26 protein-coding genes are annotated in these 25099 nt (G+C 68.0%); 6 read left to right on the top strand and 20 right to left on the bottom strand.

All coding sequences use genetic code 11. The features are described from left to right. The first annotated feature begins 76 nt into the window (after positions 1-76). Complete coding sequence (locus ACZYZ7_RS22965) at positions 77-937, top strand: ribonuclease Z (RefSeq protein ID WP_463741889.1); 861 nt, start codon at positions 77-79, stop codon at positions 935-937. Here ACZYZ7_RS22965 and ACZYZ7_RS22960 read toward each other — a convergent pair. After that, on the bottom strand, positions 904-1785 hold the full coding sequence (locus ACZYZ7_RS22960; protein WP_463741888.1) for a TIGR03560 family F420-dependent LLM class oxidoreductase: 882 nt from the start codon (positions 1783-1785) through the stop codon (positions 904-906). The two genes, ACZYZ7_RS22965 and ACZYZ7_RS22960, sit on opposite strands and share 34 nt — an antisense overlap. Next, positions 1782-2489, bottom strand: a complete 708-nt coding sequence (locus ACZYZ7_RS22955; RefSeq protein WP_463741887.1) for a hypothetical protein — start codon at positions 2487-2489, stop codon at positions 1782-1784. Before ACZYZ7_RS22955 ends, ACZYZ7_RS22960 begins: the two co-directional genes overlap by 4 nt. Positions 2490-2576: 87 nt before the next feature. Between ACZYZ7_RS22955 and ACZYZ7_RS22950 the strand changes: the two genes are divergently transcribed. Next, entirely contained in the window at positions 2577-3074 is a 498-nt protein-coding gene (locus ACZYZ7_RS22950) for a MarR family winged helix-turn-helix transcriptional regulator (RefSeq protein ID WP_463741886.1), read from the top strand. On the opposite strand, the gene ACZYZ7_RS22945 is transcribed toward ACZYZ7_RS22950, so the two are convergent. From ACZYZ7_RS22945 to ACZYZ7_RS22935, 3 genes are read right to left on the bottom strand one after another with little or no spacing between them, the layout of a single operon-like run. Next, positions 3058-3897: a transglutaminase family protein gene (locus ACZYZ7_RS22945; RefSeq protein WP_135456268.1), complete on the bottom strand. Its 840-nt coding sequence runs from the start codon at positions 3895-3897 to the stop codon at positions 3058-3060. The two genes, ACZYZ7_RS22950 and ACZYZ7_RS22945, sit on opposite strands and share 17 nt — an antisense overlap. After that, positions 3898-4872 carry an alpha-E domain-containing protein gene (locus tag ACZYZ7_RS22940; protein WP_135456269.1) on the bottom strand — a complete coding sequence of 325 codons (975 nt, stop codon included), beginning with the start codon at positions 4870-4872 and terminating at the stop codon, positions 3898-3900. It abuts the gene before it with no gap. Between the two features lie 13 nt (positions 4873-4885). After that, complete coding sequence (locus ACZYZ7_RS22935) at positions 4886-6388, bottom strand: circularly permuted type 2 ATP-grasp protein (protein ID WP_450072211.1); 1503 nt, start codon at positions 6386-6388, stop codon at positions 4886-4888. A 396-nt stretch (positions 6389-6784) separates the two neighbouring features. Between ACZYZ7_RS22935 and rpsT the strand changes: the two genes are divergently transcribed. After that, positions 6785-7045, top strand: a complete 261-nt coding sequence (gene rpsT / locus ACZYZ7_RS22930) for a 30S ribosomal protein S20 (protein ID WP_135456272.1) — start codon at positions 6785-6787, stop codon at positions 7043-7045. Between the two features lie 32 nt (positions 7046-7077). Here rpsT and holA read toward each other — a convergent pair whose 3' ends face one another. The 4 genes from holA to ACZYZ7_RS22910 form a co-directional block, all read right to left on the bottom strand. Next, positions 7078-8028, bottom strand: coding sequence for a DNA polymerase III subunit delta (gene holA, locus ACZYZ7_RS22925; protein WP_450072210.1), 951 nt, complete (start codon positions 8026-8028; stop codon positions 7078-7080). 25 nt (positions 8029-8053) lie between these two features. After that, a complete protein-coding gene (locus tag ACZYZ7_RS22920) occupies positions 8054-9586 on the bottom strand; it encodes a ComEC/Rec2 family competence protein (RefSeq protein WP_463741947.1) in 1533 nt (510 codons plus the stop codon). Between the two features lie 46 nt (positions 9587-9632). Beyond that, on the bottom strand, positions 9633-10469 hold the full coding sequence (locus ACZYZ7_RS22915; protein WP_463741885.1) for a helix-hairpin-helix domain-containing protein: 837 nt from the start codon (positions 10467-10469) through the stop codon (positions 9633-9635). A gap of 87 nt (positions 10470-10556) precedes the next feature. Then, positions 10557-11351, bottom strand: a complete 795-nt coding sequence (locus tag ACZYZ7_RS22910) for an SPFH domain-containing protein (protein ID WP_463741884.1) — start codon at positions 11349-11351, stop codon at positions 10557-10559. Positions 11352-11521: 170 nt separating this feature from the next. Between ACZYZ7_RS22910 and ACZYZ7_RS22905 the strand changes: the two genes are divergently transcribed. Next, positions 11522-12574 (top strand): NAD(P)H-dependent amine dehydrogenase family protein, encoded by a 1053-nt coding sequence (locus ACZYZ7_RS22905; RefSeq protein ID WP_463741883.1) that lies wholly within the window; start codon positions 11522-11524, stop codon positions 12572-12574. A gap of 130 nt (positions 12575-12704) precedes the next feature. On the opposite strand, the gene ACZYZ7_RS22900 is transcribed toward ACZYZ7_RS22905, so the two are convergent. The 10 genes from ACZYZ7_RS22900 to ACZYZ7_RS22855 form a co-directional block, all read right to left on the bottom strand. Further along, a complete protein-coding gene (locus tag ACZYZ7_RS22900; RefSeq protein WP_135456284.1) occupies positions 12705-13193 on the bottom strand; it encodes an SRPBCC family protein in 489 nt (162 codons plus the stop codon). Continuing rightward, positions 13193-13519: an ArsR/SmtB family transcription factor gene (locus ACZYZ7_RS22895; RefSeq protein ID WP_135456285.1), complete on the bottom strand. Its 327-nt coding sequence runs from the start codon at positions 13517-13519 to the stop codon at positions 13193-13195. The genes ACZYZ7_RS22900 and ACZYZ7_RS22895 overlap by 1 nt, the downstream gene beginning before the upstream one ends. Before the next feature lie 56 nt (positions 13520-13575). Then, entirely contained in the window at positions 13576-14418 is an 843-nt protein-coding gene (locus ACZYZ7_RS22890; protein ID WP_463741882.1) for a DegV family protein, read from the bottom strand. A 2-nt stretch (positions 14419-14420) separates the two neighbouring features. Continuing rightward, positions 14421-15185, bottom strand: a complete 765-nt coding sequence (gene octT, locus ACZYZ7_RS22885) for a diglucosylglycerate octanoyltransferase (RefSeq protein ID WP_135456289.1) — start codon at positions 15183-15185, stop codon at positions 14421-14423. Continuing rightward, positions 15175-15852, bottom strand: a complete 678-nt coding sequence (gpgP, locus tag ACZYZ7_RS22880) for a glucosyl-3-phosphoglycerate phosphatase (protein ID WP_135456291.1) — start codon at positions 15850-15852, stop codon at positions 15175-15177. Before gpgP ends, octT begins: the two co-directional genes overlap by 11 nt. 7 nt (positions 15853-15859) lie before the next feature. Continuing rightward, positions 15860-16246 (bottom strand): ribosome silencing factor, encoded by a 387-nt coding sequence (rsfS, locus tag ACZYZ7_RS22875; RefSeq protein ID WP_135456293.1) that lies wholly within the window; start codon positions 16244-16246, stop codon positions 15860-15862. Continuing rightward, positions 16243-16890 (bottom strand): nicotinate-nucleotide adenylyltransferase, encoded by a 648-nt coding sequence (gene nadD, locus ACZYZ7_RS22870; RefSeq protein ID WP_135456295.1) that lies wholly within the window; start codon positions 16888-16890, stop codon positions 16243-16245. The genes rsfS and nadD overlap by 4 nt, the downstream gene beginning before the upstream one ends. Positions 16891-16972: 82 nt before the next feature. After that, positions 16973-18427: a vWA domain-containing protein gene (locus ACZYZ7_RS22865; protein ID WP_135456297.1), complete on the bottom strand. Its 1455-nt coding sequence runs from the start codon at positions 18425-18427 to the stop codon at positions 16973-16975. Beyond that, complete coding sequence (locus ACZYZ7_RS22860; protein WP_135456299.1) at positions 18427-19314, bottom strand: AAA family ATPase; 888 nt, start codon at positions 19312-19314, stop codon at positions 18427-18429. The genes ACZYZ7_RS22865 and ACZYZ7_RS22860 overlap by 1 nt, the downstream gene beginning before the upstream one ends. A 30-nt stretch (positions 19315-19344) precedes the next feature. Beyond that, on the bottom strand, positions 19345-20610 hold the full coding sequence (locus ACZYZ7_RS22855; protein ID WP_135456301.1) for a glutamate-5-semialdehyde dehydrogenase: 1266 nt from the start codon (positions 20608-20610) through the stop codon (positions 19345-19347). Between the two features lie 83 nt (positions 20611-20693). Here ACZYZ7_RS22855 and ACZYZ7_RS22850 point away from each other — a divergent pair, with 83 nt between their 5' ends. Both ACZYZ7_RS22850 and ACZYZ7_RS22845 read left to right on the top strand, forming a co-directional pair. Continuing rightward, positions 20694-21554 (top strand): ribokinase, encoded by an 861-nt coding sequence (locus tag ACZYZ7_RS22850; RefSeq protein ID WP_135456303.1) that lies wholly within the window; start codon positions 20694-20696, stop codon positions 21552-21554. A gap of 44 nt (positions 21555-21598) precedes the next feature. Continuing rightward, positions 21599-22423 carry an enoyl-CoA hydratase/isomerase family protein gene (locus ACZYZ7_RS22845; protein ID WP_135456305.1) on the top strand — a complete coding sequence of 275 codons (825 nt, stop codon included), beginning with the start codon at positions 21599-21601 and terminating at the stop codon, positions 22421-22423. On the opposite strand, the gene ACZYZ7_RS22840 is transcribed toward ACZYZ7_RS22845, so the two are convergent. Further along, positions 22420-25098 (bottom strand): S15 peptidase family protein, encoded by a 2679-nt coding sequence (locus ACZYZ7_RS22840; RefSeq protein ID WP_463741881.1) that lies wholly within the window; start codon positions 25096-25098, stop codon positions 22420-22422. The genes ACZYZ7_RS22845 and ACZYZ7_RS22840 overlap by 4 nt on opposite strands. Between the last annotated feature and the right edge of the window lies 1 nt (position 25099).

The following is a 25099-nucleotide window of genomic DNA, read 5'->3' as shown; positions in this document are numbered from 1 at the left end:
ACATAAGGCTAGGTCGGTGACGGTCAGTAAGAAAGAAGCCACGCCTGTTTGTGCCGGGACGAGTAGGAATGAGCACATGATCGAGGTCACGCTGCTCGGCACCGGTAGCCCGATTCCTGATCCGGAGCGGGCCGGACCGTCCACCTTGGCGCGCGCGGGTGACCAGATGTTTTTGATCGACTGCGGCCGCGGGGTGCTGCAGCGTCTGGCCGCCATCGGCTCGGGCGCCAACCAGCTCAGCGCGCTATTGCTGACCCACCTGCACAGCGATCACATCGCCGACCTGGGCGACGTGATCATCACCCGCTGGGTCAGCACGTTCACCCCGGAGGCAGCGCCCCTGCCGATCATCGGCCCGCCGGGAACCGCCGAGGTGGTCGATGCGACGCTGCGCGCATTCGGACACGACATCGGCTATCGCATCGCCCACCACGCCGACCTCACCGGTCCACCGCGGGTGGAGGTCCACGAATACACCGACGCGGTGGTGTGGGACCACGGCGGTGTGCAGATCCGGGTCGCCCCTACCGATCACCGGCCGGTGACACCGACCATCGCGTTTCGGATCGAACACGGCGGGGCCTCGGTGGTGGCGGCCGGTGACACCGTGCCGTGTCCCAGCCTGGATGCGCTGGCTGCCGGCGCAGGAGGCTTGGTGCACACAGTGATCCGCAAGGACCTGATCGAATTGCTTCCGCAACAACGGATCCGCGACATCTGCGACTATCACTCCTCGGTGCAGGAGGCGGCGGCGACCGCCACCCGCGCCGGCGTCGGGATCCTGATCCTCACCCACTATGTTCCCGGGATCGCCGCGGGCACCGAGGACGACTGGCGCGCGCTGGCCGCATCGGTGTTCGACCGCCAGATCGAACTGGGCGACGACCTGCACCGGGTCGAAGTTCATCCCGGGGTGTGTACCCGCTCGCGCAGCTGATCGGCCGCCCTGGCAGCGACGTCGAGATCCGCACCGGCCCAGGGACGTCCGCGGGTGATCAGCACGACGTGCTGCAGGCCGAGTTCGGTGAGCGCCCGGCACCGCTGCACCAGCTGTGCCACCGTTTCACCGGGTTCGAGCCCGGTAGTGACGGTGCGGTGCACCGCGTCGGCTGGTCGCCCGATGTCGGCGCAGTGCCGGTCCAGTACCTCGAGCTGACGACGGATGGCTCGGCCACCGTCGGGAACGTCGAACAGGTTGCAGGCGTCGCCGTACTGCGCGACGAGCCGCAGTGTGCGGCGCTCACCGGTGCCGCCGATCAACACCGGAGGGTGTGGCAGCGTGACGGGACGTGGACTGCCGACCGGCTGTTGCAGTGCCAAATGTTCTCCCCGGAAGGCCGATTCGTCACCGCGCCACATGTGCTGGGCCAGTTGCAGCAGCTCGGTCATCCGCTCGAACCGCTCTGTGACACCCGGCAGGAACAATCCCATCGCGGTAGCTTCGGCCGCGTTGTAGCCCGCACCGAGGCCCAGCCAGGCACGGCCATTGGAGAGGACGTCGAGCGTCGTCACGGCCTTGATCAACAACGCCGGCGCGCGGAAGGTCGCCGCTGTCACCATGGTGCCCAACCGGATCCGGCTCGTCGCCGCGGCGAGGAACCCCAGCGCGGTATACGCCTCCAACATCGGTTCGTCGATGGGACTGGCGGGGTCGGCTTGCAGCAGATGATCGGCCACCCACAGCGTGTCGACAGCGGTGCCGTCGAGAAAGCTCGCGATGGAGGCCAACCGCGCGTGAATCGGGTCCGGCCACGAGTAGTTGGTGACGCTCACGCTCAGTTTCACGACCGGCTCCGCGCGGCCCGACGCGCCGGCAGGAGTGCGCCGACGACGATGAGCCAGATGAGACCCGTGAACCGCGCGATCGGCAGGATCACCGCGGATTCCGGCCAGATCAACACCAACGTGGCCAGTTCGGCCAATGCGGCGATCGCCAAGCCGGTCCAGGCCACCGGCCGCGGCAGCAGCCCGAGGATGAGGCCGGGCACCGCGATCCCGGCGAGCAGCAAGCCGAGCGCGACGATGTGCCCGACACCGCCGGTGAGGAACACCAGGTAGTACAGCGCACGGATCAGACCGTCGTCGACGACCACCTCGGCCCGAGACATGGTCCAGCAGATCAGTCCGGACAACGCGAGGGCGCCGGCTGCCAGAATGCCGCCGGCCAGCGCGATGGTGGCCCCGGGCGCCGTCACGCCCAGTTGCCGCAAGCGGGTGCTGACCGTCGCGGCGTAGATCGCCAGCGGCACCGAGGCGGCGAACGTGCCGACCGCACTGGCCTGCACCGCGGCGTGGTTGTCGTGGATGTATCGAACGACCTCGGCCGCCGGGCCGTAGGGCAACGGCATCACCCCGCCGAGTGCAACACCGACGGCGAGTCCGGCCAGCAGCAGCGTCAGGGATACGGCCGCGACCGGGGCCAAGGGCGGTCCGCCCTGCCGTCCGGTCGGCCGGTCGGTGCGAATTCGATCTCCCGTTGAATCGTTCATGACTTGAACGATATGCCCGGTCGGCATCGAACTCAACCCTCTGAATATTTTCATTTTTGAACGATTTCGCCGTGATACGGTTTGACCGTGGAGAACGGACGGCCCGACACCGTGGCATTTCTGTTGGCACAGCTCGGCCACCGGGCCGCGACGCAGTTCGCCGAACAGATGGCGACGATCGAGCTCACCCCGCCGCATGCCGGAATACTGCGCGCCATCGGAGCGCAACCCGGGCTCAGCCAGCAGTCCCTGAGCACCCAGTTGAGCCTGCTACCCAGTCGCGTCGTCAGTTATGTCGACGATCTGGAGGACCGCGGCTACGTCGAGCGCCGCCGCAACCCCGACGATCGCCGCCTCCACGCGTTGTTCCTCAGCACCGCGGGCAAGAAGGCGCTTCGCCGCATCGGGGAGCTGGCGCGGCGGCACGATGAACAGCTGACCGCCGGGCTCGACGCGGGACAGCGCGACGAGCTGCACGCCCTGCTACAGATTCTCGCCGATCAGCAGGGGCTGACACCGCACGTGCACCCCGGCTTCCGCAACCTGGGCCGCACGGGCAGCGGCCGCGTCAAGCCAGGCGGGTGACCTCCACGACCACGTCGAGATCCGTCGACCCTTCACCCGAATAGATTCCCTTGAGCGGGGCCACATCCGAGTAGTCCCGGCCCACACCGACGCTGATGTACTGCTCGGTGATCTCGCTGTCGTTGGTCGGGTCATAGTGCCACCACCCGCCGGTCCAGGCTTGAATCCAGGCGTGGCTCTGCCCGTCGATCGTGTCCCCCACCACCGCCTCGCGCGAAGGATGCAGGTAACCCGAGACGTACCGGGCCGGAATTCCCATGGACCGCAACATGATCAGCGAAAGATGGGCGAAGTCCTGACACACCCCTTTGCCCTCGCGCAGAGCATCCAGGCCCGAGGAGTGGACCCCGGTGGTCCCCGAGACATAGTCGAGCTCGCTGCGCACCCACTGCGCCACGGCCGTCACCGCCTCGAACGGGTCATGTTCCTTGGCGATCCGCTGCCCCACGCGCGCGATGCGCCTGCTGCGCGGGGTGTAGTGCGTCGGGCTGAGCACCTCGTCGAACCGGTCGATCACCGCCTCCGAACGCAGATCATCCCAGCTCACCAGCTCCTCGGGTTTCTCGGCGACCTCGGTCTCGACCACCGAGGACCCCGACACCTCCAGCTCGGTGTGCGGGGCGTGCAGATCGAATGCCGTCACCGCCGTGCCCCAGTAGTCGACATACCGATAGGACCGCGTGGCCGGGATGGTCTCGACCCGGTTCAGGATCACGTTCTGGCGCGAGTCCGAACGCGGCGTCAGCCGTGCCTCGTTGAAGGACGCGGTCACCGCCGACTTGTAGGCGTATCCCGTGGAGTGCACCACCCGTAGCCGCCACATCTAGACCTCACCCTCCTCGATGACAACCGCATCCCGGTGCCCGGCATCGGTCCAGGCCACCCACGGCGCGGAGTGGAAGTACTGCAGCGCCAACGCTTCTCCGACGTCCCGGCAGGTCTTCTGCAGCCCGGCCAGCCGGGCGTCCAGGGATTCCAGCACCGCGCCCGGCTGCAGGAACTCCAGCTCGCTGCGAGCCCGGCCCAATAGCCGTTGCGCCTCGGCGGTGGCCCCGAGCCGGCTGTGCGGCCGGTTGAGCAGCTCGTCGAGACTGTGTTCGGCCAACCGCAGCGAATAGAAGATCGACCGCGGGAACAGCCGGTCCAGCAGCATGAACTCGACCACCCGGCCGGCCTCGAGCACGCCGCGGTAGGTACGCAGGTACGTGTCGTGGGCCCCGGCCGAGCGCAACAACGTGACCCAGGCCGGCGACGACCCGCTGTCCCCGACCCGCGACAGCAACAACCGCACGGTCATGTCGACCCGTTCGATCGCGCGGCCCAACACCATGAAGCGGTAACCGTCGTCGCGGCTCAACGTCGAATCGGCCAGCCCGGCGAACATCGCCGCGCGCCCCTCGACATACGACAGGAACTCATGGGGGCCCAGACGTTTGGCCGCACGCTCCCGCTCGGCCAGCGCGTTGTAGGTGGTGTTGAGACACTCCCAGATCTCCGTCGACGTGACTTCGCGGGCGCCGCGGGCGTTCTCGCGCGCAGCCGATATCGAGTCGACGATCGAATTGCCGCCGCTGCCACGGCTGAACGCCACGATGTCGGTCAATGACCACACGTCCAGGCGCCGCGTGGGCGGTTCGATACCGAGCACCCGCAGCAGCGTCCGCGACGCGACATCCGGGTCGATGCTGGAGTCCTCCAACAACTGATGGACCGTGACGTCGAGGATCCGTGCGGTGTCGTCGGCCCGTTCCACATAACGTCCGATCCAGTACAGCGACTCGGCATTTCGCGCCAGCATCTAATCCCACCCCCTACTGCTGTTGTTGCGACGACGAACCATCAGGCGCGCCATTGGCTTTTGGCCCCTTGGCGGATTTGGGCAGCGACCGCACCACCTCGGCCGCGGCCAGCTCGCGATCCGCCGCCGATGTCCGCGACGCCAGCACCCAGGTGTCCTTCGATCCGCCGCCCTGGCTGGAGTTCACCACCAGGGACCCTTCCGGCAGCGCCACCCGGGTCAGCCCGCCGGGCAACACCCAGACGTCGTTGCCGTCGTTGACCGCGAACGGCCGCAGGTCCACGTGCCGCGGCGCCAGCTTGTTGTCGATCTGGGTGGGGACCGTGGACAGCTGCATCACCGGCTGGGCGATCCAACCGCGCGGGTCGGCACGGATCTTCTTGGCGGTCGCCGCCAACTCCTTCTCCGAGGCGTCCGGGCCGAACACGATGCCGTAGCCGCCCGAGCCCTCGACCGGTTTGATGACGAGCTCGTCGATGCGGTCGAGCACTTCCTCGCGTTCGGTGTCCAGCCAACAGCGGTAGGTGTCGACGTTGGCCAGGATCGGCTTCTCGCCCAGGTAGTACTCGATGATGGTCGGCACGTAGGTATAGACGAGTTTGTCGTCACCGACCCCGTTCCCCACCGCACTGGAGATCACCACGTTGCCCGCGCGGGCGGCGTTGAGCAGCCCGGCCACCCCGAGGACCGAGTCCGGGCGGAACTGCATCGGGTCCAGGAATGTGTCGTCGATGCGGCGGTAGATCACGTCGACCTGGCGCTCGCCTTCGGTGGTGCGCATGTAGACGGCGTTGTCGCGGCAGAACAGATCGCGGCCCTCGACCAGTTCGACGCCCATCTGCCGGGCCAGCAGCGAGTGTTCGAAGTAGGCGGAGTTGTAGACGCCCGGTGTGAGCACCACGACGGTGGGGTCGGCGACGTTGGTGGGCGCGGCGTTGCGCAGCGCCCGCAGCAGGTGCGAGGAGTAGTCGCCGACGGCACGCACCCGATGGGTGGCGAACAGGTTCGGGAAGACGCGCGCCATGGTGCGCCGGTTCTCCATCACGTAGGACACCCCCGACGGCGATCGCAGGTTGTCCTCGAGCACCCGGAAGTCGCCCTTGTCGTCGCGGATCAGGTCGATACCCGCGACGTGGATGCGCACGCCATTCGGCGGGACGATGCCGGCGGCCTCACGGTGGAAGTGCTCGCACGAGGTGACCAGTCGGCGGGGTATGACGCCGTCGCGCAGGATCTCCTGTTCTCCGTAGATGTCGTCCAGATACATCTCGAGTGCCTTGACCCGCTGGGTGATGCCACGTTCCAGCCGGGACCATTCCGCCGCCGAGATCACCCGCGGCACCAGGTCCAGCGGGAACGGCCGTTCCTGGCCGGACAGCGAGAACGTGATGCCCTGATCGATGAACGCCCGGCCCAGCGCGTCCGACCGCGACCGCAGCTCCGACGCGTCCGACGGAGCAAGCTCGGCAAAGATGCCCTTGTACGGGCCGCGGACGTTGCCGGCGGCGTCGAACATCTCGTCGTATGCCTCCGAGTAACGGCCCAGCTGGTTGTAGCCGTCGAAGATGCCCTGATGTTTGACGCGTCGCGCCGACCCGGCACGTTGGCCGGCCCGCCTCGACCCGTTCGACTCGGCCCCTTGCGTACGGACAGTTCTCAGGCTCACCCTCATCATGCTGCCGCACCTGGCCGGGTTTCGCCGGGTCAATGATCGAGCCCGTTTCAGCAGGCCAAAGGGCGGATGAGGTGGTATTGGAGTCGAAAAACGGCGCATCGGCGCCTGACGTTTCGGCTGCACCGCTTTGGGAGTTCAGACGTCTCGCTGGTACCCTGAACAGTCGCTGCCCGCAGTGCGGGTGTGCGCACCCAGACTTCGGTAACCCCAGCTAGAGAATTACGAAGGAATTTTTACGTGGCCAACATCAAGTCGCAGGAAAAGCGCATCCTCACCAACGAGCGTCGTCGGCTGCGTAACCAGTCCGTGAAGTCGTCGCTGCGTACGGCTGTGCGCAGCTTCCGCGAGGCCGTCGAGGCGGGCGAGAAGGACAAGGCCGCCGAGTTGCTGGCGACCACCAGCCGCAAGCTCGACAAGGCCGCCAGCAAGGGCGTCATCCACGCCAACCAGGCCGCCAACAAGAAGTCGGCTCTGGCCCTGGCGCTGAACAAGCTCTGATCCCCCGGTTCCACCCGAAGTAGTTTCCCGGTTCACCGGGTGGCGAGTTCCGCCACCCGGCGTACCGCTGTCTCAAGGGCGTAGTCGGCATCTGCCGCTGCGCCCTTTACGTCTGCATTGAGGGTGGCGACCACCCGCATGGCCTCGGCCACCGAGTCGCGCGACCATCGGCGCGCCTGCTTCTGCGCCTTCTGCACCCGCCACGGCGGCATCCCCAGTTCACCGGCAAGCCGGTACGGATCCCCCGACAGCGGCCCCACCCGCGCGATCGTGTGCACCGCCTCGGCCAGCGCGTCGGCCAACACCACGTGCGGCTCACCGGCCAGCATCGCCCACCGCAACGCCTCGGCGGCCCCCGCGACATCTCCGGTGACCGCCTTGTCGGCGATGTCGAAGCCCTTCACCTCGGCCTTGCCGCTGTGATAGCGACGCACCGCGACCGCGTCGACCTGGCCGGCGGTGTCGGCCACCAACTGTGAGCACACCGCGGCGAGCTCCCGGATGTTCGATCCGACCGCGTCGAGCACCGCGGTGACCGTGTCATCGGAGACCTTGACCCGCAGTGCGCGGAACTCGGCACGCACGAAATCCGCGCGCTCGGCGGGCTTGGTGATCTTCGCGCACGGATGCACTTGTGCACCAATCTTTTTCAGCTGATCAGCCAGCGCCTTGGCCCGCCCGCCACCGGAGTGGATGACCAGCAGCACCGTGCCGGGCGGCAGATCGGCTGCGGCCGAGGCGATCAGGGCCACGGCATCCTTACCCGCCTCGGCGGCCGCCTCCAGCACCACCAGACGCTCCTCGGCGAACAACGACGGGCTCAGCAGCTCGGCGAGCTCGCTGGTGCTGACCTCGCCGGCCCGCATTCGGTCCACCGGGACGTCGTCAGATCCCGCCTGCTGGCGCAGCGCCCGCAGCACCGCCCCTACCGCTCGTTCGACCAGCAGTTCCTCATCGCCGAGAACCAGGTGCAGACCGTCGATCTGTTGAGTCACACCGATGATCGTGTCACGCCGACCCGACAGCTCCTACCACCTGGCCCGCCAGCGTCCAGGCCAGCAGGCCGAACACCAACACGGCCAGCCCGCGGCGTACCAAGGGCAGCCGCCACAGCACCGTCAATGCCACACCGCCGAGGGCCACCGACACCACACCGGCCAGGCCCGAGGGCGACGGCAGCGCGGCCGCCGGCCACGCCGACGCCCACCGCGCCACCGACAGCAGCCACCACAGCTCGGGCCCGGTGAACCGGATCAGCAGCTGCGCACCGCCCGGCCAGATGTCCGCACACACCGCGGCCGCCGTGCCGAGAATCGTGATCGGCGGAATCACCCCGGCCACCGCGAGGTTGGCGCCCACCGCCACCAGGCTGACGGTTCCCGAGATCCCGGCCACCAGCGGGGCCGTGACCAATTGGGCCACCACCGCGACGCTGACCGCCGCCGCCACCGGGCGCGGCCAACCCCGGTCCTGCAGCCGGCGCGACCACACCGGAGCCAGGACGACGATGCCCGCCGTGGCGCACACCGACAGCGCAAACCCGACGTCGACCGCAAGTTCGGGGGCGGCGATCATCAACGCGATCACGCTGGCTGCCAGTGCAGGCACCGCTTGCCGCCGCCGGTGGGTCAACACCGCGAGCAGCGTCACCGCGCCCATCACCGCGGCCCGCAACACACTGGCCGAGGGCTGCACGACGATGACGAAGCCGACCAGACCGGCCCCGGCCAGGACCGCTGCCACCCTCGGCCCGACCAGTGCGGCGCTCAGCAACAGCGCGCCGCACACGATCGTCACGTTGGCCCCCGACACCGCGGTCAGATGTGTGAGACCCGCTGTGCGGAACTGCGCGGTGGTCGTACCGGTGACCGCCGAGGTGTCCCCGAGCACCAGCGCAGGCAGCATGGCGGCCTGGTCGGCGGGCAGCACCGCACGTGCCGCCTCCGCGAAGCGCGAACGCGTCTGCGCCGCAACACGTTGCACGGCTGAAGCCTCCCCCAGCGACAGCTGACCCGATGCCGCCAGCACCGCCACACTCAGATCCTTGCGGTCCTGGCGTCTCACAGTGGCCCGGAACCGCACCGGAATCCCCGGGCCGGCCTGACCGAACGACGATGGGGCGAACACCAGGACCCGACCCGACATCGGGACCTGGTCAACCTCACGCAGCGCGGCGCGGAACATCAGCCGACCCCCTTTGATCACCCGCGGGGTCTCCCCGGGAACCACCTCGACCGTCACGGCCGCGCCGTAGAGCCGGCCGATCGGGTGATGCTCGACCTGATGCACACGTAGTCCGACCGCCATGGCGAACCCGGCCGCCACGGCCGCGACAGCCACAACCGCGGCCGCGATCGGCTGAGCGGCCGCCGGGTCATGCCTGCCGCCCCATCGCGCGGCCAGCCAGGTCAACCCCACCGCGCCGAGGCCCACCACGACCGCGGCACCGGGGTGCCAGACGATTCCGGCCGCCGAGACCGACCACGCGGTCAGGGCGGCCGGGACGATCCGCAGATCCAGGGACTGCCCCTCGGCCCACACATCGCCGACCGGGCCGTCACTGCCGGAACCATCCCTGCTCTGACCATTACGCCCGGACCAGCCCACGCAGTTTCTCCAGCCGCGCCGGCCCGATCCCGTCGACGTCGCCGAGCTGATCGACACTGTCGAACCGGCCGTGCGCAGCCCGCCAGGCCACGATCGCCTCGGCGGTCACCGGGCCGACGCCGGGCAGCGCGTCAAGGTCCTCCACGGTGGCGGTGTTGAGGTCCACGGGCCCCGACGGCGCGCCGGACGCAGGAGCGGGGGCACCACGCGAAGGGGACACCGGAGCCTCACCCGCGACCGAGCTGCCCATGGTCGCCGGTTGACCAGGTGGCGCGTCGATGCCGACCACGATCTGTTCACCGTCACCGACCCGGCGGGCCATGTTCAACCCGATCAGGTCGGCTCCGTCGAGCGGCCCGCCGGCGGCCTCCAGCGCGTCGGCGATCCTCGCCCCGGACTGCAGGGTCACCAGGCCCGGTTTGTGCACCAGGCCGACCACGCTGACCACCACCGGCCCTCCGGGGGCGTTGCCCGGCGGTGTCGGGGCAGCTGACGAAACCATCTGTACCGGTGGAAGATTCGCCGAGGCGACCGGTGGTGGCCGCTGGCGGATCAGGGCGAAGACAGTGATCAGGATCGCCAGTACCCCGACGCCGGCCAGCGCCAGCGCCCCGGCGCGGCCGGGATCGGCGCGCACCCCGGCCAACCACCCGGGCCCGTCCCCCGGGGACGTATCGGGCAGCCATCTCGACAGCGCACTCTCAGACGCGGTGTCCCGGTCTGACCTGTCCTCGCCCCCGGCGTCGCGATCATCCCCGTCGTCCGGTCGGCCGCCACGCAGGCGACGGAGCCGCTCCACCGCCAAATCGGTACCCATGCCCGCGACGGTAGGTGCCGTTCACGACGGTTCCAGGCTTCCGAACCTTCGGCACCGGCCGGCTGTGGATGAATCTCGCGCTGTGAATTATCTACCCGCTGCACCGTTGGGGGACGGAGGCGGCGTGGCCCGCTCCAGGAAGCGCAGCAGTTCCACCGGGAACGGCAGCACCACAGTGGAGTTCTTCTCCGCGGCCACTTCGACGACCGTTTCCAGCAGCCGCAGTTGCAGGGCCGCCGGCTCAGCCGCCATCACATCGGCAGCCGCGGCGAGCTTTTCTGACGCCTGAAGTTCGCCGTCCGCGGTGATGACGCGGGCCCGCCGTTCCCGCTCGGCCTCGGCCTGACGCGCGATCGACCGCTTCATCGAATCCGGCAGTACGACATCTTTGATCTCGACCCGGTCGATGTGTATCCCCCAGCCCACCGCAGGGTTGTCGATGAGCAGTTCCAGGCCTTGATTGAGCCGCTCCCGGTTGGACAGGAGGTCGTCCAGATTGCTCTTGCCGATGATCGACCGCAGCGAAGTCTGGGCCACCTGGCCGATCGCCGACATGTAGTCCTGGACGTCGACCACGGCCCGCACCGGGTCGATCACCTTGAAGTAGATGACCGCGTCGACACGCACGGTGACGTTGTCGCGGGTGATGCCATCCTGGGCAGGGATCGGCATCGTGATGATCTGCATGTTGACCTTCTGCAACCGGTCGGCGACCGGAATCAGCATCGTCAGACCGGGTTGCCTGACGTTGTCCCGGACCCGGCCCAACCGGAACACGACGCCCCGCTCGTACTGTCTGACCACGCGGATGTTGCTCACGCCGAGCCAGAACAGGGCGATGGCGCCGACACCCATTGACGCGACCACGTAGAGCATGTCCATGATCCGACCTCGATTCATGGCTTCGCCGGGGCGAGCGTGCCCCGTACTTCGATTGTGCGACGGCGGTCCGCCTCCCGCCAGAACGACGACCGGGCGGTGTGCCTACCGGTGGTGAACAAGTCCCCGATAGTGTCTAGAGTCCAGCGCAGGGCTCAGCGAGGGAGGCGATCATGACCGCAGCGGGTAAGCCGATTCGGGTCATCCAATGGACCACCGGCAACATCGGACGACGCTCGCTGCACGCGATCATCGGCCGCGACGACATGGAACTGGTCGGCGTGTACGCGTACGGCGCCAAAAAGGTCGGAGTCGACGCCGCGGAACTCGCCGGCTGGCCGGAACCCACCGGCATCAAAGCCACCAACGACATCGACGAACTGATCGCGCTCAAGCCCGATGCCTGTTGCTACAACCCCATCTGGCCCAGCGTCGACGAACTCGTCGCGCTGCTGGAAGCGGGGGTGAACGTGTGTTCCACCGCGGCCTGGATCACCGGCGGCAAGCAGACCCCCGAGGACCTGGCACGCATCCAGAAGGCGTGTGAGGCAGGTAATTCCACGATCTTCGGCAGCGGCGCACACCCCGGCCTGACCAACATGATGGGCATGGTGCTGTCCAGCGCATGCGAGAGCGTCGACGAAATCCGTATCACCGAATCGGTCGACTGCGGGGTGTACGAATCGGCCGGAACCATGGCTGCGATGGGTTTCGGCCAGGACCCCGCCACCCCGGGGCTGGCTGAGAACGTCCGCCTGGAAAGTGAAGTGTTCGCCGAGTCGGCGGCGATGATGGCCGACGCCATCGGCGCCAAGCTGGACCGGATCACCTTCGACGTGGAGTTCACCGCCGCCACCGACGACAGCGATCTCGGTTTCATGCAGATCCCCAAAGGCACGGTGGCCAGCGTGTACGGCTACCACCGCGGCTGGGTGGGCGACAAGAACGTCGTCAGCGTCGGGTTCAACTGGATCATGGGAAATCACGTCACCCCACCGAAGCCGGTGGCGCACGGTCACGTGATCCAGGTGTTCGGCGTCCCCAACATGCGCACCGTCGTTTACTGCCTGCCGTCGAAGGACTGGAGCGAAGTCAGCCTCAACGGGCTGGGCATGATCTACACCGCGCTGCCGGTCACCAATGCGGTGCCCGCGGTCGTTGCCGCCGCACCTGGGATCGTCACGCTCAAGGACCTGCCGCCGATCACCGGCCGCTTCGCCGGCTAGAACGCGCGCCCATGGTTTTCAGGGGCGCAGCCGCTGCGCGAGCCGTGGCATACCCCGCACAGAGTCGGGCCGTTCCGTTGCCCGTCCTCCACGGCAATCCGGGCACCGACCGCGCCGCCGGCACCGAAAGTCATTGTGGTGCAGCGCCGATGGCGCACCGAACGAAAGCGTCGAGGATCGCGGTCCAGCCATCGGGCGAGTCCAGTGCTGACCGGATTTCCGCGGCACGGTCTCCGTAGCGGTCGAGGTTCCGGTGTGTCAGATCGAGTCGGGTGCGCCCCGGTTCCAGCTCGCTGAAGGTCACTTCGACCTCGGTTTCGAAGTCGGGATCGAACTTCCAGTCCGCGTTTATCTGCCACAGCAGCACCAGACGACTCGGCGGCTCCCACACCGCGACCCGACCCCAGTCACATTCGCTGCCGTCCTCGCCGAGCTCGAAACAGCGGCCACCCACCCGCGGCTCGATCACCATGTCTTCTCGTGGCACGGTCGCGATGGAATGCTCACGCGGCCAGTACTCGCCCATGCGGGTGGCAAACAGTTCGAATGTTCGCTGGCGACTCAACGGCACGGTCACCGACCGCACTACCTGTGACTCAGCAGCTGATTGGGTGTCCATCAGTTCTCCTCCCGGCTCTTCTCGGCCTCGGCCTCGGCCAGCAGTGCGAAATTGTCGAGCGTGGTTTCCCAGAACCGGTCCAGGTAATTGCGCACCACCGCTAATCCGCCCGGGTCTATTCGGTATAGCCGCCGGGCGCCCACGACAGACTCCAACACCAGCTCGGCATCCTTGAGTACCCGCAGATGCTGGGAGACAGCAGGTCGGGAGACCGGTAGCTGGTCGGCAAGCACCCCAACCGCCATCGGCCCCTCGAGGAGGATCTCGAGAATGGACCGACGGGTGTGGTCCCCGAGCGCATCGAGCACCGAGGCAGCAGATGCCATATCGGTAAGTGTAGACTTACCGATATTCACGGTCAACGGTAGTTTGGACTACCGGTTCACTCGGGCTCGTCGACCGATACGCACGCACCGACCGCGCCACCACCCACATGAACGGCCAGCACCGCGCCCATGTCGGTCACCGACAGCGACCGCAGGTGCGGCAGGCGGCCGGTGAGCGCCTCGGCGATCTCCTCGGCCCCGTCCGGGTTGTCGACATGGTGGACCACGACGCTCACAGCGCGGTCGCCCGCCGCGTCGACGATCTGATCGACAAGTGCCGCATGTGCTTTCGAAATCGTCCGGATACGTTGCGAGAGCACCAACCGGCCATCGACATCCAGGCGCAGCAGCGGTTTGAGCGACAGCGCGGTGCCCAGCCACGATGCCGCCGCACCGATCCGGCCACTGCGCCGCAGGTTGTCGAGACGGTGCACGACGATGAACGCCTGCCCTCGCGGTACCGCGGCACGAGCCGCGGCCTCGACAGCGTCGAGTGTTCCTCCGCCACGGGCTGATTCGGCGGCGGCCAGAGCGACGAAGCCCACCCCCATTGCTGCCGCTCGGGAGTTCACCACCCGGACGGCCTGCCCGATCTCGCGGGCCACAGCCGCAGCCGTGCTGTAGGTGCTCGAGAGCGCGGCCGAAATATGCACTGCGACAACACCATCACCGCCGCTGTCGGCCAGCGCCTGCCGATAGGTGTCGGCGAGGTCGGCCGGCGAGGCCCCCGACGTGGTGACCCGCGCCCGCTCATAGATGCCCGACGGCATCGGATCAAGACCTTCGCGCCAGTCATTGCCGTCGTCGAGGATGTGCAACGGCACCTGCCGGATTCCCCACTGCTCACACAACTCAGGTCGCAACCGCGACGTCGAGTCGGTCACTACCATGACCGCCATCGTCAGTCGGTGGAATCCAGTTGTGGCACACCAGCAGCGGCCAGCCCCTTGAGCATCAACTCGGCCACCGCCCGGTGAGCTTCGAAATTCCAGTGGATGCCGTCGGGATTGCCCCGCCCGCTGAGGACCTCGTCCGCCACGGCGGCCTTGAGATCCACCAACGGCACGTCATGCTCCTGGGCCCAGGCCGAGATCGCCTTGACCGTGGGCTCACGCCCGTGATGGGCCTTGCCGTAGGTGTCGGCGATGTGCACAGAGGGCAGCGAGGCCACCACCGGAATACCCGGCCGGTTGAAATCGATGGCGTTGCGAGTCATCTCCAGGTACTCGACCGTCACATGCGGTGGCAGCGCCGCGCGGGCGACAGGCGACAACCGCGGTTGGATCCAGCCGTAGCCGTCCCGTGCCCAGCGCCGCAGCCACGCCGGCCGCACATACCGGATCAACTCACGCAGCGCCGTCGGCAGCGGCGAGGGCAGCGAATCCATTCCGCTGGTGGCGAATACCACCGCGCCGGCACGCGGCAAGGCCGCCCACGCCCGCGGATCCTGGGTCGAAGCCCACCAGACGTCACGGGTGGTCCAGCCGATGCGACCGATGAGCTCGACGTCCCAGCCCAACTGCTCGGCAACGATGTTGGGCCAGATCCGCGGATCGTCGGACGGTAGACCGCCGGTCGGGCCGAAATACGAAAGAGAATCACAGAACACGAGCAGTGTCGGGCGGCCGTTACGCGAGGACGCTGACGGCTCGTGATCAGAGGACATCGTTGGCCACCTGTGCCGAGGCATTCCAGACATCCAGCCGCCAGCGGATCGCATCCATATCCGACTCGTCGGCGGTGTCTCCCGAATGTCCGGACAGCTGAACCCAACTGGCGTTCCCCATGCCGCCGAGCACCGGCCAGTTGTCCACCGGCAGACCGAGAAGGCCCGCGGTCAGCGCCGCGATCAACCCGCCGTGAGCGACCAGCACGACGGGGCGGTCTGAACCATCCAGACCCCATTCCGGCTGTCCGGCAACAAGTTCGGCTACCACCGGAACACTGCGGTCGGCCACGTCGACCCGGCTTTCACCACCGTGCGGTGCCCACCGCGCATCCTCGCGCCAGGCTTCGCGAGCGCCCGGTGCCATCGTGTCGACTTCCTGGTGGGTCAGGCCCTGCCAATCCCCCAGGTGCGTCTCACGCAACCGCTTGTCCACCTGTACCGGGATCCCGGCACGATCACCGAGGGTCACCGCGGTATCGAGGGCGCGCTTGAGGTCCGAGGACACGATCAACAGCGGCTGACGCTTGGCGAGCACCTCGGCAGCCGCGGCGGCCTGGTCGCGGCCGAGATCGGACAGCTCGGTGTCGAGCTGACCCTGCATCCGGCTGCCCGCGTTGTACTCGGTCTGGCCGTGGCGCAACAGCACCAACCGACGGACCTTCATCGCGCCCTCATTCCGCCAACTCCGGGTCCGCCGGCCCACCAAGTTCGACCGGAACCGTCGGGCAGTCCCGCCACAGCCGTTCGAGGGCGTAGAACTCCCGCTCGTCCTGGTGCTGGATGTGCACCACGATGTCGACGTAGTCGAGCAGCGTCCAGCGCCCCTCGCGGGTGCCCTCGCGGCGCGCGGGCTTGTACCCGGCCAGCCGCATCTTGTCCTCGACCTCGTCGACGATCGCGTTGACCTGGCGTTCGTTGGAGGCTGACGCGATGACGAAGCAGTCGGTGATCACCAACTGGCCCGACACGTCGATCACCACCACATCGTCGGCCAACTTGGCCGAGGCAGCCTGGGCGGCCACCGTCGCCATTGCGACGGCCTCGTCGGTCGCGCTCATCGAACCGGCTCCATGATGTGTTCACCCTTCCCGTCTGCGGAGTACAACCCGCGTTTGGTCACGTACTGGACCACGCCGTCGGGCACCAGGTACCAGATCGGCCGGCCTTCGGAGGCGCGCTTACGGCAGTCGCTGGAGGAGATCGCCAGTGCAGGCACCTCGACCAACGTCAACGCTTCCGGTGGCAGCTCACGCAGCGCCGCCTCGATATGGTCACCGTCGAGCTCGTAGCCCGGCCGGCTGACACCGACGAACCTGGCCATGGAGAAGAGGTCTTCCCAGTTCTGCCAGGACAGGATCGATGCCAGGGCATCGGCTCCGGTGATGAAGTACAGGTCGGTGTCGGCATTCAGATCACGCAGGTCACGCAGGGTGTCCTTGGTGTAGGTCGCCCCGCCCCGATCGATGTCGACCCGGCTGACCGAGAATCGCGGGTTGGACGCGGTCGCGATCACCGTCATCAGATACCGGTCCTCGGCGGCGCTGACCCGCCGGTCGTGTTTCTGCCACGGCTGACCGGTCGGGACGAACACCACCTCGTCGAGCTCGAACAGGTCCGCGACCTCACTCGCCGCGACCAGGTGCCCGTTGTGGACGGGATCGAATGTCCCGCCCATCACGCCCAGCCTGCGCCGTCTTGCCACAAAGAGGCAGCTTACGGGAGCGCTGACGTCGGCCGGCACCCGCGCGAACCCAGCCGGCACAGGGGCGATGCGATGCGCGGGCTCAGACCGGCAGCAACCCGTCGATCACCGCGGCCAGCTGCTTGGCCGAGCGGCACTCGTGCATCGGGATCGTTTCGAGGTATTTCGGCACCGCGGAATCCCCGCTGCCCCACAGGTGCTTGGGCTCCGGGTTGAGCCAGTGCGCGTGACGGCTGGCCGACACCATGTGTGCCAGCAGCGCCGTCTCGGGGTTGCGGTAGTTGTTCCGACCATCGCCCAACACCAGCAGCGAGCTGCGCGGCGACAGCACGTTGGGGTACTTGTCCAGGAATGATACGAAGGCGTGGCCGTAGTCCGAGTGCCCGTCGCGGGTGTAGACGCCCGCCTCACGGGTGATGCGCTGCACCGCCACCGCCAGATCGGCCTCCGGCCCGAACATGTCGGTGACCTCGTCGGTGGTGTCGATGAAGGCGAAGACGCGCACCCGGGAGAACTGCTGGCGCAGCGCCGAGACCAGCATCAGGGTGAAGTGGCTGAACCCGGCCACCGACCCGGATACATCGCAGAGCACCACGAGCTCGGGACGGGCCGGATGCGGTTTCTTGAGCACCACGTCGATCGGCACACCGCCGGTGGACATCGACTTGCGCAGCGTCTTGCGCAGGTCGATCTCGCCGGACCGGGAGCGGCGGCGCCGGGCCGCCAGCCGGGTCGCCAACGTGCGGGCCAGCGGCTGCACGGTCTTGCGCATCTGACGGAGCTGCTCACCGGAGGCGCGCAGGAACTCGACGTTCTCGGCCAGCTGCGGCACCCCGTACATCTGCACGTGGTCGCGGCCCAACTGCTCGGCGGTGCGGCGCTTGGTCTCGGACTCGACCATCTTGCGCAGCTGGGAGATGCGCTGCGCGGCCAGGGCCTTGGCGATCTCCTCCTGGGTCGGCGTGGGCTCGTCGCCGTAGGGGGCGAGCAGCCCGGCCAGCAGCCGACCCTCGAGATCGTCGAGGCTCATGGCCTTGAGCGCCTGATACGACGAGTACGACGGGCCACGGCTGGAGTTGTAGCGGCCGTAGGCCTCGACGATCCTGGCGATCATCGCCGCCATCCGGTCGTCGAGGTTGGCCAGGTCCTCGTTGTCGGCCAGCATCTTCACCAACGCGTCGCGCATCGCCTCGATGTCCTCGGGCGGCAGCTGCAGCCGATCCTCACCACCTGTGTCGCCCTCGTCCTCGTCCTCGAGCACGGTGCGTGCGCCCAGCGCAGCCGGGAAGAACAGGTCGAACATCGCGTCGTAGGTCTCGCGGTGGTCGGGGCGCCGCAGCACCGCGCACGCAATGCCCTCGCGCAGCGCTTCACGATTGCCCAACCCGAGCACGGTGATCACCCGACCGGCATCCACGGTTTCCGACGGGCCGACCGAGATTCCTTGCCCGCGAAGGGCTTCGACGAACTCGACGAGGTGCCCGGGCAGGCCGTGCGGGGCCAGCGGCTGGGGCGGTCGAACCCGGCGCGGGGTCATCAGTTGAGCCTGAGCTCGCCGGCAGCCTTGACCTGGTCGGACTGGTGTTTGAGCACCACACCGAGGGTGGCGGCGATCATCTCGTCGTCGATGGTGTCCAGGCCCAGGGCCAGCACCGTGCGGCCCCAGTCGATGGTCTCGGCGACCGACGGCACCTTCTTGAGCTGCATACCGCGCATCACGCCGATGATCTTCACCAGCTCTCCTGCGATGTGCTCGGGTAGTTCGGGCACCCGGGACAGCAGGATGCGGCGCTCCAGGTCCGGATCCGGGAAGTCGATGTGCAGGAACAGGCAGCGACGCTTGAGCGCCTCGGAGAGCTCACGGGTGGCATTCGAGGTGAGCAGCACGAACGGCGGCCGCTCCGCGGTGATCGTGCCGAGTTCGGGGACGGTCACCGCGAAATCGGAGAGCACCTCCAGCAGCAGGCCCTCGATCTCGATGTCAGCCTTGTCCGTCTCGTCGATCAGCAGCACGGTCGGGTCGGTGCGCTTGATCGCGGTGAGCAGCGGGCGGGTCAGCAGGAACTCCTCGCTGAACACGTCCATCTTGGTCTGGTCCCAGTCGCCGCCGTTCGCGGTCTGGCCGGCCTGGATCCGCAGGATCTGCTTGGCGTGGTTCCACTCGTAGAGGGCGCGAGCCTCGTCGACGCCCTCGTAGCACTGCAGGCGGACCAGTTCGGAGCCGGTGGTCGCTGCCACCGCGCGGGCCAGCTCAGTCTTGCCGACCCCCGCGGGCCCCTCCACGAGCAGCGGCTTACCCAGCCGGTCGGCGAGGAAAACCGCTGTGGCGGTAGCGGTATCGGGCAGGTATCCGGTCTCCGCCAGGCGCCGCGCGACATCGTCGATGTCGGCGAACAACGGAGCGGGGCGAGCGGGCACGCTCATGTGGTCTCCTGGTCTCTGTCTGGTCGGCGCCTAGGCCGGGCGGGTCTGACCGTCTCCCCACACGATCCATTTGGTCGAGGTCAGTTCGGGCAGGCCCATGGGTCCGCGGGCATGCAGCTTCTGGGTGGAGATGCCGATCTCTGCGCCGAAACCGAACTGCTCTCCGTCGGTGAACGCGGTGGACGCGTTGACCATCACCGCGGCCGCGTCCACCTGTTCGGTGAAGCGTTGGGCCGCAGCAAGATCCGTTGTCACGATGGCCTCGGTGTGACCCGTGCCGTACTCGTTGATGTGGGCGATCGCGGCGTCGAGCCCGTCGACCACCGCGACGGCGATGTCCATCGAGAGGAACTCGGTGTGCAACTCTTCGTCGGTGGGGTCGGCGTGCACGGTCACCCCGGCCTCGCGCAGCGCGGCGGTCAGCCGGGGCAGCGCGCTCGCCTTCAGCGCCTCGTCCACGAGCAGGGTCTCGGCGGCATTACAGACGCTGGGACGCCGGGTCTTGGAGTTCAGCAGGATCTTCTCGGCCACGTCGATGTCGGCCGAGGAATGAACGTAGACATGGCAATTGCCGACACCGGTCTCGATGGTGGGCACCTGGGCGTCGCGCACCACGGCCTCGATCAGGCCGGCTCCCCCACGCGGGATAACCACATCGACCAGACCGCGGGCCTGGATCAGGTGGGTGACACTGGCGCGGTCATGGCTGGGCAGCAGTTGCACGGCGTCCAGCGGCAGGCCCTCCGCTGCCAGCGCAGAACGCAGCGCCGTCACGAGTGCCTCATTGGAACGGACCGCAGACGAACTGCCGCGCAGCAGAGCGGCATTGCCCGATTTCAGGGTGAGCCCGAAGGCATCGACCGTGACGTTGGGCCGGCCCTCGTAGACCATACCGACGACGCCGAGCGGTACCCGCTGCTGACGCAGTTGCAGGCCATTGGGCAGGGTGCGGCCGCGCAACACCTCGCCGACCGGATCGGGCAGCCCGGCGACCTGGCGCAGACCGGCGGAGATGCCGTCGACCCGCTGCGGGTTGAGCGCCAGGCGGTCCAGGATCGACTCAGGGGTCCCGGCCTCACGCGCGGCCTCGACATCGGCGGCGTTGGCGGCGAGGATCTCGTGAACATGGGCGAGCACGCTGTCGGCGGCGGCATGCAGCGCGCGGTTCTTGGTCTCGGCGCTCAGGGTGCCCAGGACGCGGGCGGCGACTCGCGCCCGACGCGCCGCCTCGTGCACCTGATCGCGCAGGTCGGCGTGCGGCACCGCAGTCGTCGGTGACTCTGTCTGAACGCTCATCTAGCCAGCGTATCGGAGGAGTTGACGTCCTTCGACAGGTGTCAGCCGCCACTGACGGCCCGGCCCGGTTAGCCTTTTTATCTATGGCCGCAGCGCGGGTTTGCGTCGTCGGGAGTATCAACGCCGATCTCACGTTCACCGTCGGTGCGCTGCCGCGCCCAGGACAGACGGTGCTCGCGTCGTCGCTGTCGTCGGCGCCCGGCGGCAAGGGCGGCAACCAGGCGGTGGCCGCCGCGCGGGCCGGCGCCGACGTCGAGCTGGTGGCCGCGGTGGGTGACGACCCAGCCGCCGCGATCCTGCGCCGTCATCTCCAGGCAAACGGAGTCGGCGCCGATGCCGTGGCGTGTGTGCCCGGCCCGAGCGGGTCGGCCGCGATCCTCGTCGACGCTGTCGGGGAGAACTGCATCGTGGTGGCGCCGGGCGCCAACTCGCGGCTCGAGGTGGATTCCGCGGCGGCCCGCTCGGCCATCGTCTGGAGCGAGGTCACCTTGATCCAGTTGGAGATCCCGGTGACGACGGCGATCGCCGCGGCCAAGCTGGCCCGGGCAGCCGGGGCGGTGGTGATGCTCAACGCATCGCCGGGAGGGACGCCGGCCCATCATCTGCTGGCGTTGTCGGAACTGGTCGACGTGGTGGTGGTGAACGAGACCGAGGCGTCCGACTGGCACTGGCCGGTGCGGCATCTGGTGATCACCCGGGGCGCACGTGGAGCCAGCTATCTGGGCGACGACGAACGCTTCGACGTGCCGTCCCCGTCGGTGCGGGCGCTGGACACCGCCGGGGCCGGTGACGTGTTCGCCGGGGTGCTGGCCGCGGGGTGGACCGCCGGCCACGAGCAGGCCCTGCGCCGCGCATGTGCGGCCGGAGCACTGGCCACCTTGGTGCGCGGGGCCGGCAACTGCGCGCCGTCGGCCGCTGACATCGATGCCGTCCTGACGCACTGATACGAGCAACTGAAGGCGATACCGTTGGCGTTATAGTCGCCAGCATGACTCAGGGACTGACCCCACGACCGCCCGAAGGCGACTGGCTGGGCACGCCGTATCTGAAGTTCGAGCGGCAGGGCCCGTTCGGCGTGGTCACCCTGGATCGCCCCGAGGCCCGCAATGCGATGACCCCGGCGATGTACTTCGGCATCCGGTACGCGGTCACCCACGTCGAGGCGGACCCGGATCTGGCCGGACTGCTGATCACCGGTACCGGGGACGTGTTCGCCCCCGGCGGTGACCTCGGCGGCGGCAACGGCGTCGATGACTGGATGAGCTTCGGCGCGGCCCTCTCGATGGACGTCACCCCGTTCGAAACCCTGCGCCAATCGGTCAAGCCGGTGGTGAGTGCGGTCAACGGGCTGTGTCAGGGCGGTGGGCTGCAGATCGCGATCTGCAGCGACATGGCCGTGGTCAGCGACCGCGCCACGTTCCGGGTGCCGGAGTTGTACCGCGGCATCGCCGACACGTATTACAGCCAGATGCTGGCCCGTCTGATCGGCCCGGTCCGCACCCGCGACCTGATGTTCACCGGGCGCACCCTGACCGCGCAGGAGGCGGTCGACTGGGGCATGGTTGCCAGGGTCGCGCCGCACGACGAATTACTCTCTGCCGCAACCGAAGTGCTCACCCAATGCTGCCGGACCGCACCCCGGGCCCGCGGAGTGGTCAAGTCCAGCCTGGACAGCTACATGGGCCTCTACGACCGGATCGGCATGAAAGCCAGCTACAGCGGCGACGAGGCGATGGAGGGATTCCAGGCGTTCAAGGCGCGTCGCTCACCCGAATGGGTGCATCCGGACCTGCGTGGTGAGGGCCGGCTCTAGACGCTCACCACCTCCTGAGCGGCGTCGGCCGCGGGCTGCACGTTGGCGCCGGGCCCGGCGGTCGGCAGGGACACCTGAACATTGGAAATGTTGATCGCGCCGAACTGGGTGAAGTTGAGGAACGACGTCGCCGAGGTGGTGATCTGCACCGTGGCGGTGTGGCCGGGTTCCAGCGTGTAGGCCACCGCCTCCATCGGAATGGTGACGGTGTGCTCCTTGCCGTCGAGGGTGACCGGAATCGGTGTGACGATATTGCCGATCACCTGTCCGGTCTGGTCATCGACGATCTGGGCGTAGACGTGGCGGCTCGTGCCGATCCCGGAGTAGGTCATCGTCAGTTGGGGCGCGCCGACGACCTGAGTCGGGGTGTCCGACGGCGCGGTCACCTTGATGTTCACCGCGTTGGCGGCCTTGGTGCCGTCACCGAGCCCGAACGGGATCCCTGCGGCGCCCGGTCCGGAACCGCCGAGGATCGGCACGATTCCGAGTACGCCGCCGCTGCCCGACGCAGTGACCGGAGTCCCGGTGAAATTCGGGTCGGTCGGCAGGAGGTCGGACGTGTAGTGGTCGCCGTTCTGATCGATCCACTGGAACTTGGGCAGGCCATCGTCGACGGCTTCGCCCTTGTGCTTGACGTAGGTGTCCAGCCAGGCCATCGTCGCGGTCTCGACCATCTCGGTGCTGTCACCGGCCGGAGTTTCGCAGTTGCCGTGGCCGCCGCAGAACCAGACCATCTTCACCGGCACGCCGTTGGCGTCCAGGATCTGCGCATTGTCCATCGCCTGCTGCAGCGGGAACAGCACGTCGACCGTGCCCTGGATGATCAGTGTCGGCGCGGTGATCTTGTTGACCAGCACGGTCGGTCCGCTACTGGCCAGCAGGGCTTGCTGCTCGGGGGTCAGAATGCCGAGCAGTCCGCCGGTCAGGATCCCGCCATACAGCTGTGAATTGATGTTCGCTCCCGATGTCACCAACGACAGCAACAGCAGCCCGGCGTACGACGTCTTGAACGCCTCGTTGGGGTAGAGCGAACTGTTCAGCGAATTCCACGCGATCGTCGGGACGATTGCGTCGATCCGGTTGTCGGTACCGGCGGCCACCCACTGAATGCCGCCGCCGTACGAAGGGCCCACCATGCCCATCCGCGGATCATTCACATCGTCGAGCTGCGTGCTCGACTGCTTCGCGACGTAGTCGATCATGGCGGACACATCACGGCCCTCATAGAACGGGCTGTCCAGCTGAAGGATTCCACCCGAGTCGTGCTCGCCGCGCGAATCCCAGGTGACGACGTTGTAGCCGGCGTTACGGAACGTGCCGACACCGGTGGCGCCGCCGGAGTACGGGTTGGTGTCACCCGCGCTGGACAGACCCGCGCCGCTGAAGATGGTCGGCGCCTTGTCCCCTTCCTGGAGGCCCGACGCCGGGAAGTAGTTCATGCTGATCTGTGCGCCGTCGAAGGACGTCACCTTGACCGTGTAGGCCACCGGGGTGCCCGCCGGTGCCAGCTCACCGACGTCGACGTTGACGTCCACCACCTCGGACTTGCCGATGAGCGGCGCCAACACGTCGTTCACGATCGGTATCTGATGCACGATCACCAGCACCTGCGGCACGAACGAGCCCACGATCGGGATCTGTTGCAGCGCAGCGTCAAACGCCGTGGTCTCGGCGACCAGGACGGTGAACTTCTCCTTGCCGCCGCTGTCGACGACCGTCGCGTAGGGCAGGAACGTGAAGGTGCCGTTGGCCGAACTGAGCCGCACCTTGCCGCCTCCACTCGGATCACCGATCACGGTGTAGGTGAGCGGCAGTCCGCTGGAACTGGTGGCCCCCGTGGTGCCGTGGATGATGCCGTCGGTGATACCGACCGACGGAGCCGCGGTGATCCCGCCGGTGGCACCCACGGTGGGCGACACGGCGGCGGTGGAGAACTCCCGACGCGCGGCGGCCAGCAGAACCCACTCGGCGGGCGAATCCGTCCTGGGCGCGGTAGGCGAGTTTCCGGCCAGTGTCCTGGCGATGTCATTGACCACGGTCTCGATCAGGCCCCGCACGGGAGCCGCCGCGGCAGGCGCCTGTTGTCCGGCCTTCACCGTCGCGATGAGGGCCGGTTTCGTTGCGGGCTCATCACCGACGGTGGTTTCGACGGCCTCGATCGTGGGCTCTTCATCGACCGCACCCGGCTCCGGGGTCTGAGCGTGATCGCCCAGCGGCCGGGGCAGTTTCGGCTTGGCCGAAGCCAGGCCCCGCAACGTCTCGGCAGGCTTGGTGACCTTGAGTTTCTCGGCCGCCCCGGCGGCGGGGTCTGAGTCGCTGCCATGACGGGTCAGGCCGGCCTCGACCTTCGCCTGGACCTCCGACAGCCGGTCGTTGATCGATTGCACGACGTCGGACTTCGGCGTCGTCGAACTCACGCGGTGACGGCCGGATTCACCGAGCGTGGCCGCGCGGTCCTTGATCGCCGCGCGTACCGCCGCCTGCCGCAACGAGCGGGCACTCTGCCGGTCCTTGGTTGGGCCCTTCTTGGCCGCCGGCGCGGAGGGGGACTCAGCCGACGTGTCACTGGAACCGGGCGACGCCGAGGCCACCGGGGCGCCCAGGACGACAGCCGACCCGACCCCGAGTGCGATTGCCAATCCACCTACCCGACCGACGTACTTCGCAGCACCCAAC

Source organism: Mycobacterium sp. IDUB_17 (assembly GCF_055419465.1).
The sequence above is the reverse complement of the archived record's forward strand: the minus strand, read 5'-3'. Positions and strand labels throughout refer to the sequence as shown.

Coding starts and splice junctions, on each gene's coding strand:
- ACZYZ7_RS22965 (WP_463741889.1), top strand. CDS start 77: ATGATCGAGGTCACGCTGCTCGGCACCGGTAGCCCGATTCCTGATCCG.
- ACZYZ7_RS22955 (WP_463741887.1), bottom strand. CDS start 2,489: ATGAACGATTCAACGGGAGATCGAATTCGCACCGACCGGCCGACCGGA.
- ACZYZ7_RS22945 (WP_135456268.1), bottom strand. CDS start 3,897: ATGTGGCGGCTACGGGTGGTGCACTCCACGGGATACGCCTACAAGTCG.
- ACZYZ7_RS22940 (WP_135456269.1), bottom strand. CDS start 4,872: ATGCTGGCGCGAAATGCCGAGTCGCTGTACTGGATCGGACGTTATGTG.
- ACZYZ7_RS22935 (WP_450072211.1), bottom strand. CDS start 6,388: ATGTTCGACGCCGCCGGCAACGTCCGCGGCCCGTACAAGGGCATCTTT.
- ACZYZ7_RS22915 (WP_463741885.1), bottom strand. CDS start 10,469: ATGGGTACCGATTTGGCGGTGGAGCGGCTCCGTCGCCTGCGTGGCGGC.
- ACZYZ7_RS22910 (WP_463741884.1), bottom strand. CDS start 11,351: ATGGACATGCTCTACGTGGTCGCGTCAATGGGTGTCGGCGCCATCGCC.
- ACZYZ7_RS22905 (WP_463741883.1), top strand. CDS start 11,522: ATGACCGCAGCGGGTAAGCCGATTCGGGTCATCCAATGGACCACCGGC.
- ACZYZ7_RS22900 (WP_135456284.1), bottom strand. CDS start 13,193: ATGGACACCCAATCAGCTGCTGAGTCACAGGTAGTGCGGTCGGTGACC.
- ACZYZ7_RS22895 (WP_135456285.1), bottom strand. CDS start 13,519: ATGGCATCTGCTGCCTCGGTGCTCGATGCGCTCGGGGACCACACCCGT.
- ACZYZ7_RS22890 (WP_463741882.1), bottom strand. CDS start 14,418: ATGGCGGTCATGGTAGTGACCGACTCGACGTCGCGGTTGCGACCTGAG.
- octT (WP_135456289.1), bottom strand. CDS start 15,185: ATGTCCTCTGATCACGAGCCGTCAGCGTCCTCGCGTAACGGCCGCCCG.
- gpgP (WP_135456291.1), bottom strand. CDS start 15,852: ATGAAGGTCCGTCGGTTGGTGCTGTTGCGCCACGGCCAGACCGAGTAC.
- rsfS (WP_135456293.1), bottom strand. CDS start 16,246: ATGAGCGCGACCGACGAGGCCGTCGCAATGGCGACGGTGGCCGCCCAG.
- ACZYZ7_RS22865 (WP_135456297.1), bottom strand. CDS start 18,427: ATGACCCCGCGCCGGGTTCGACCGCCCCAGCCGCTGGCCCCGCACGGC.
- ACZYZ7_RS22860 (WP_135456299.1), bottom strand. CDS start 19,314: ATGAGCGTGCCCGCTCGCCCCGCTCCGTTGTTCGCCGACATCGACGAT.
- ACZYZ7_RS22855 (WP_135456301.1), bottom strand. CDS start 20,610: ATGAGCGTTCAGACAGAGTCACCGACGACTGCGGTGCCGCACGCCGAC.
- ACZYZ7_RS22850 (WP_135456303.1), top strand. CDS start 20,694: ATGGCCGCAGCGCGGGTTTGCGTCGTCGGGAGTATCAACGCCGATCTC.
- ACZYZ7_RS22845 (WP_135456305.1), top strand. CDS start 21,599: ATGACTCAGGGACTGACCCCACGACCGCCCGAAGGCGACTGGCTGGGC.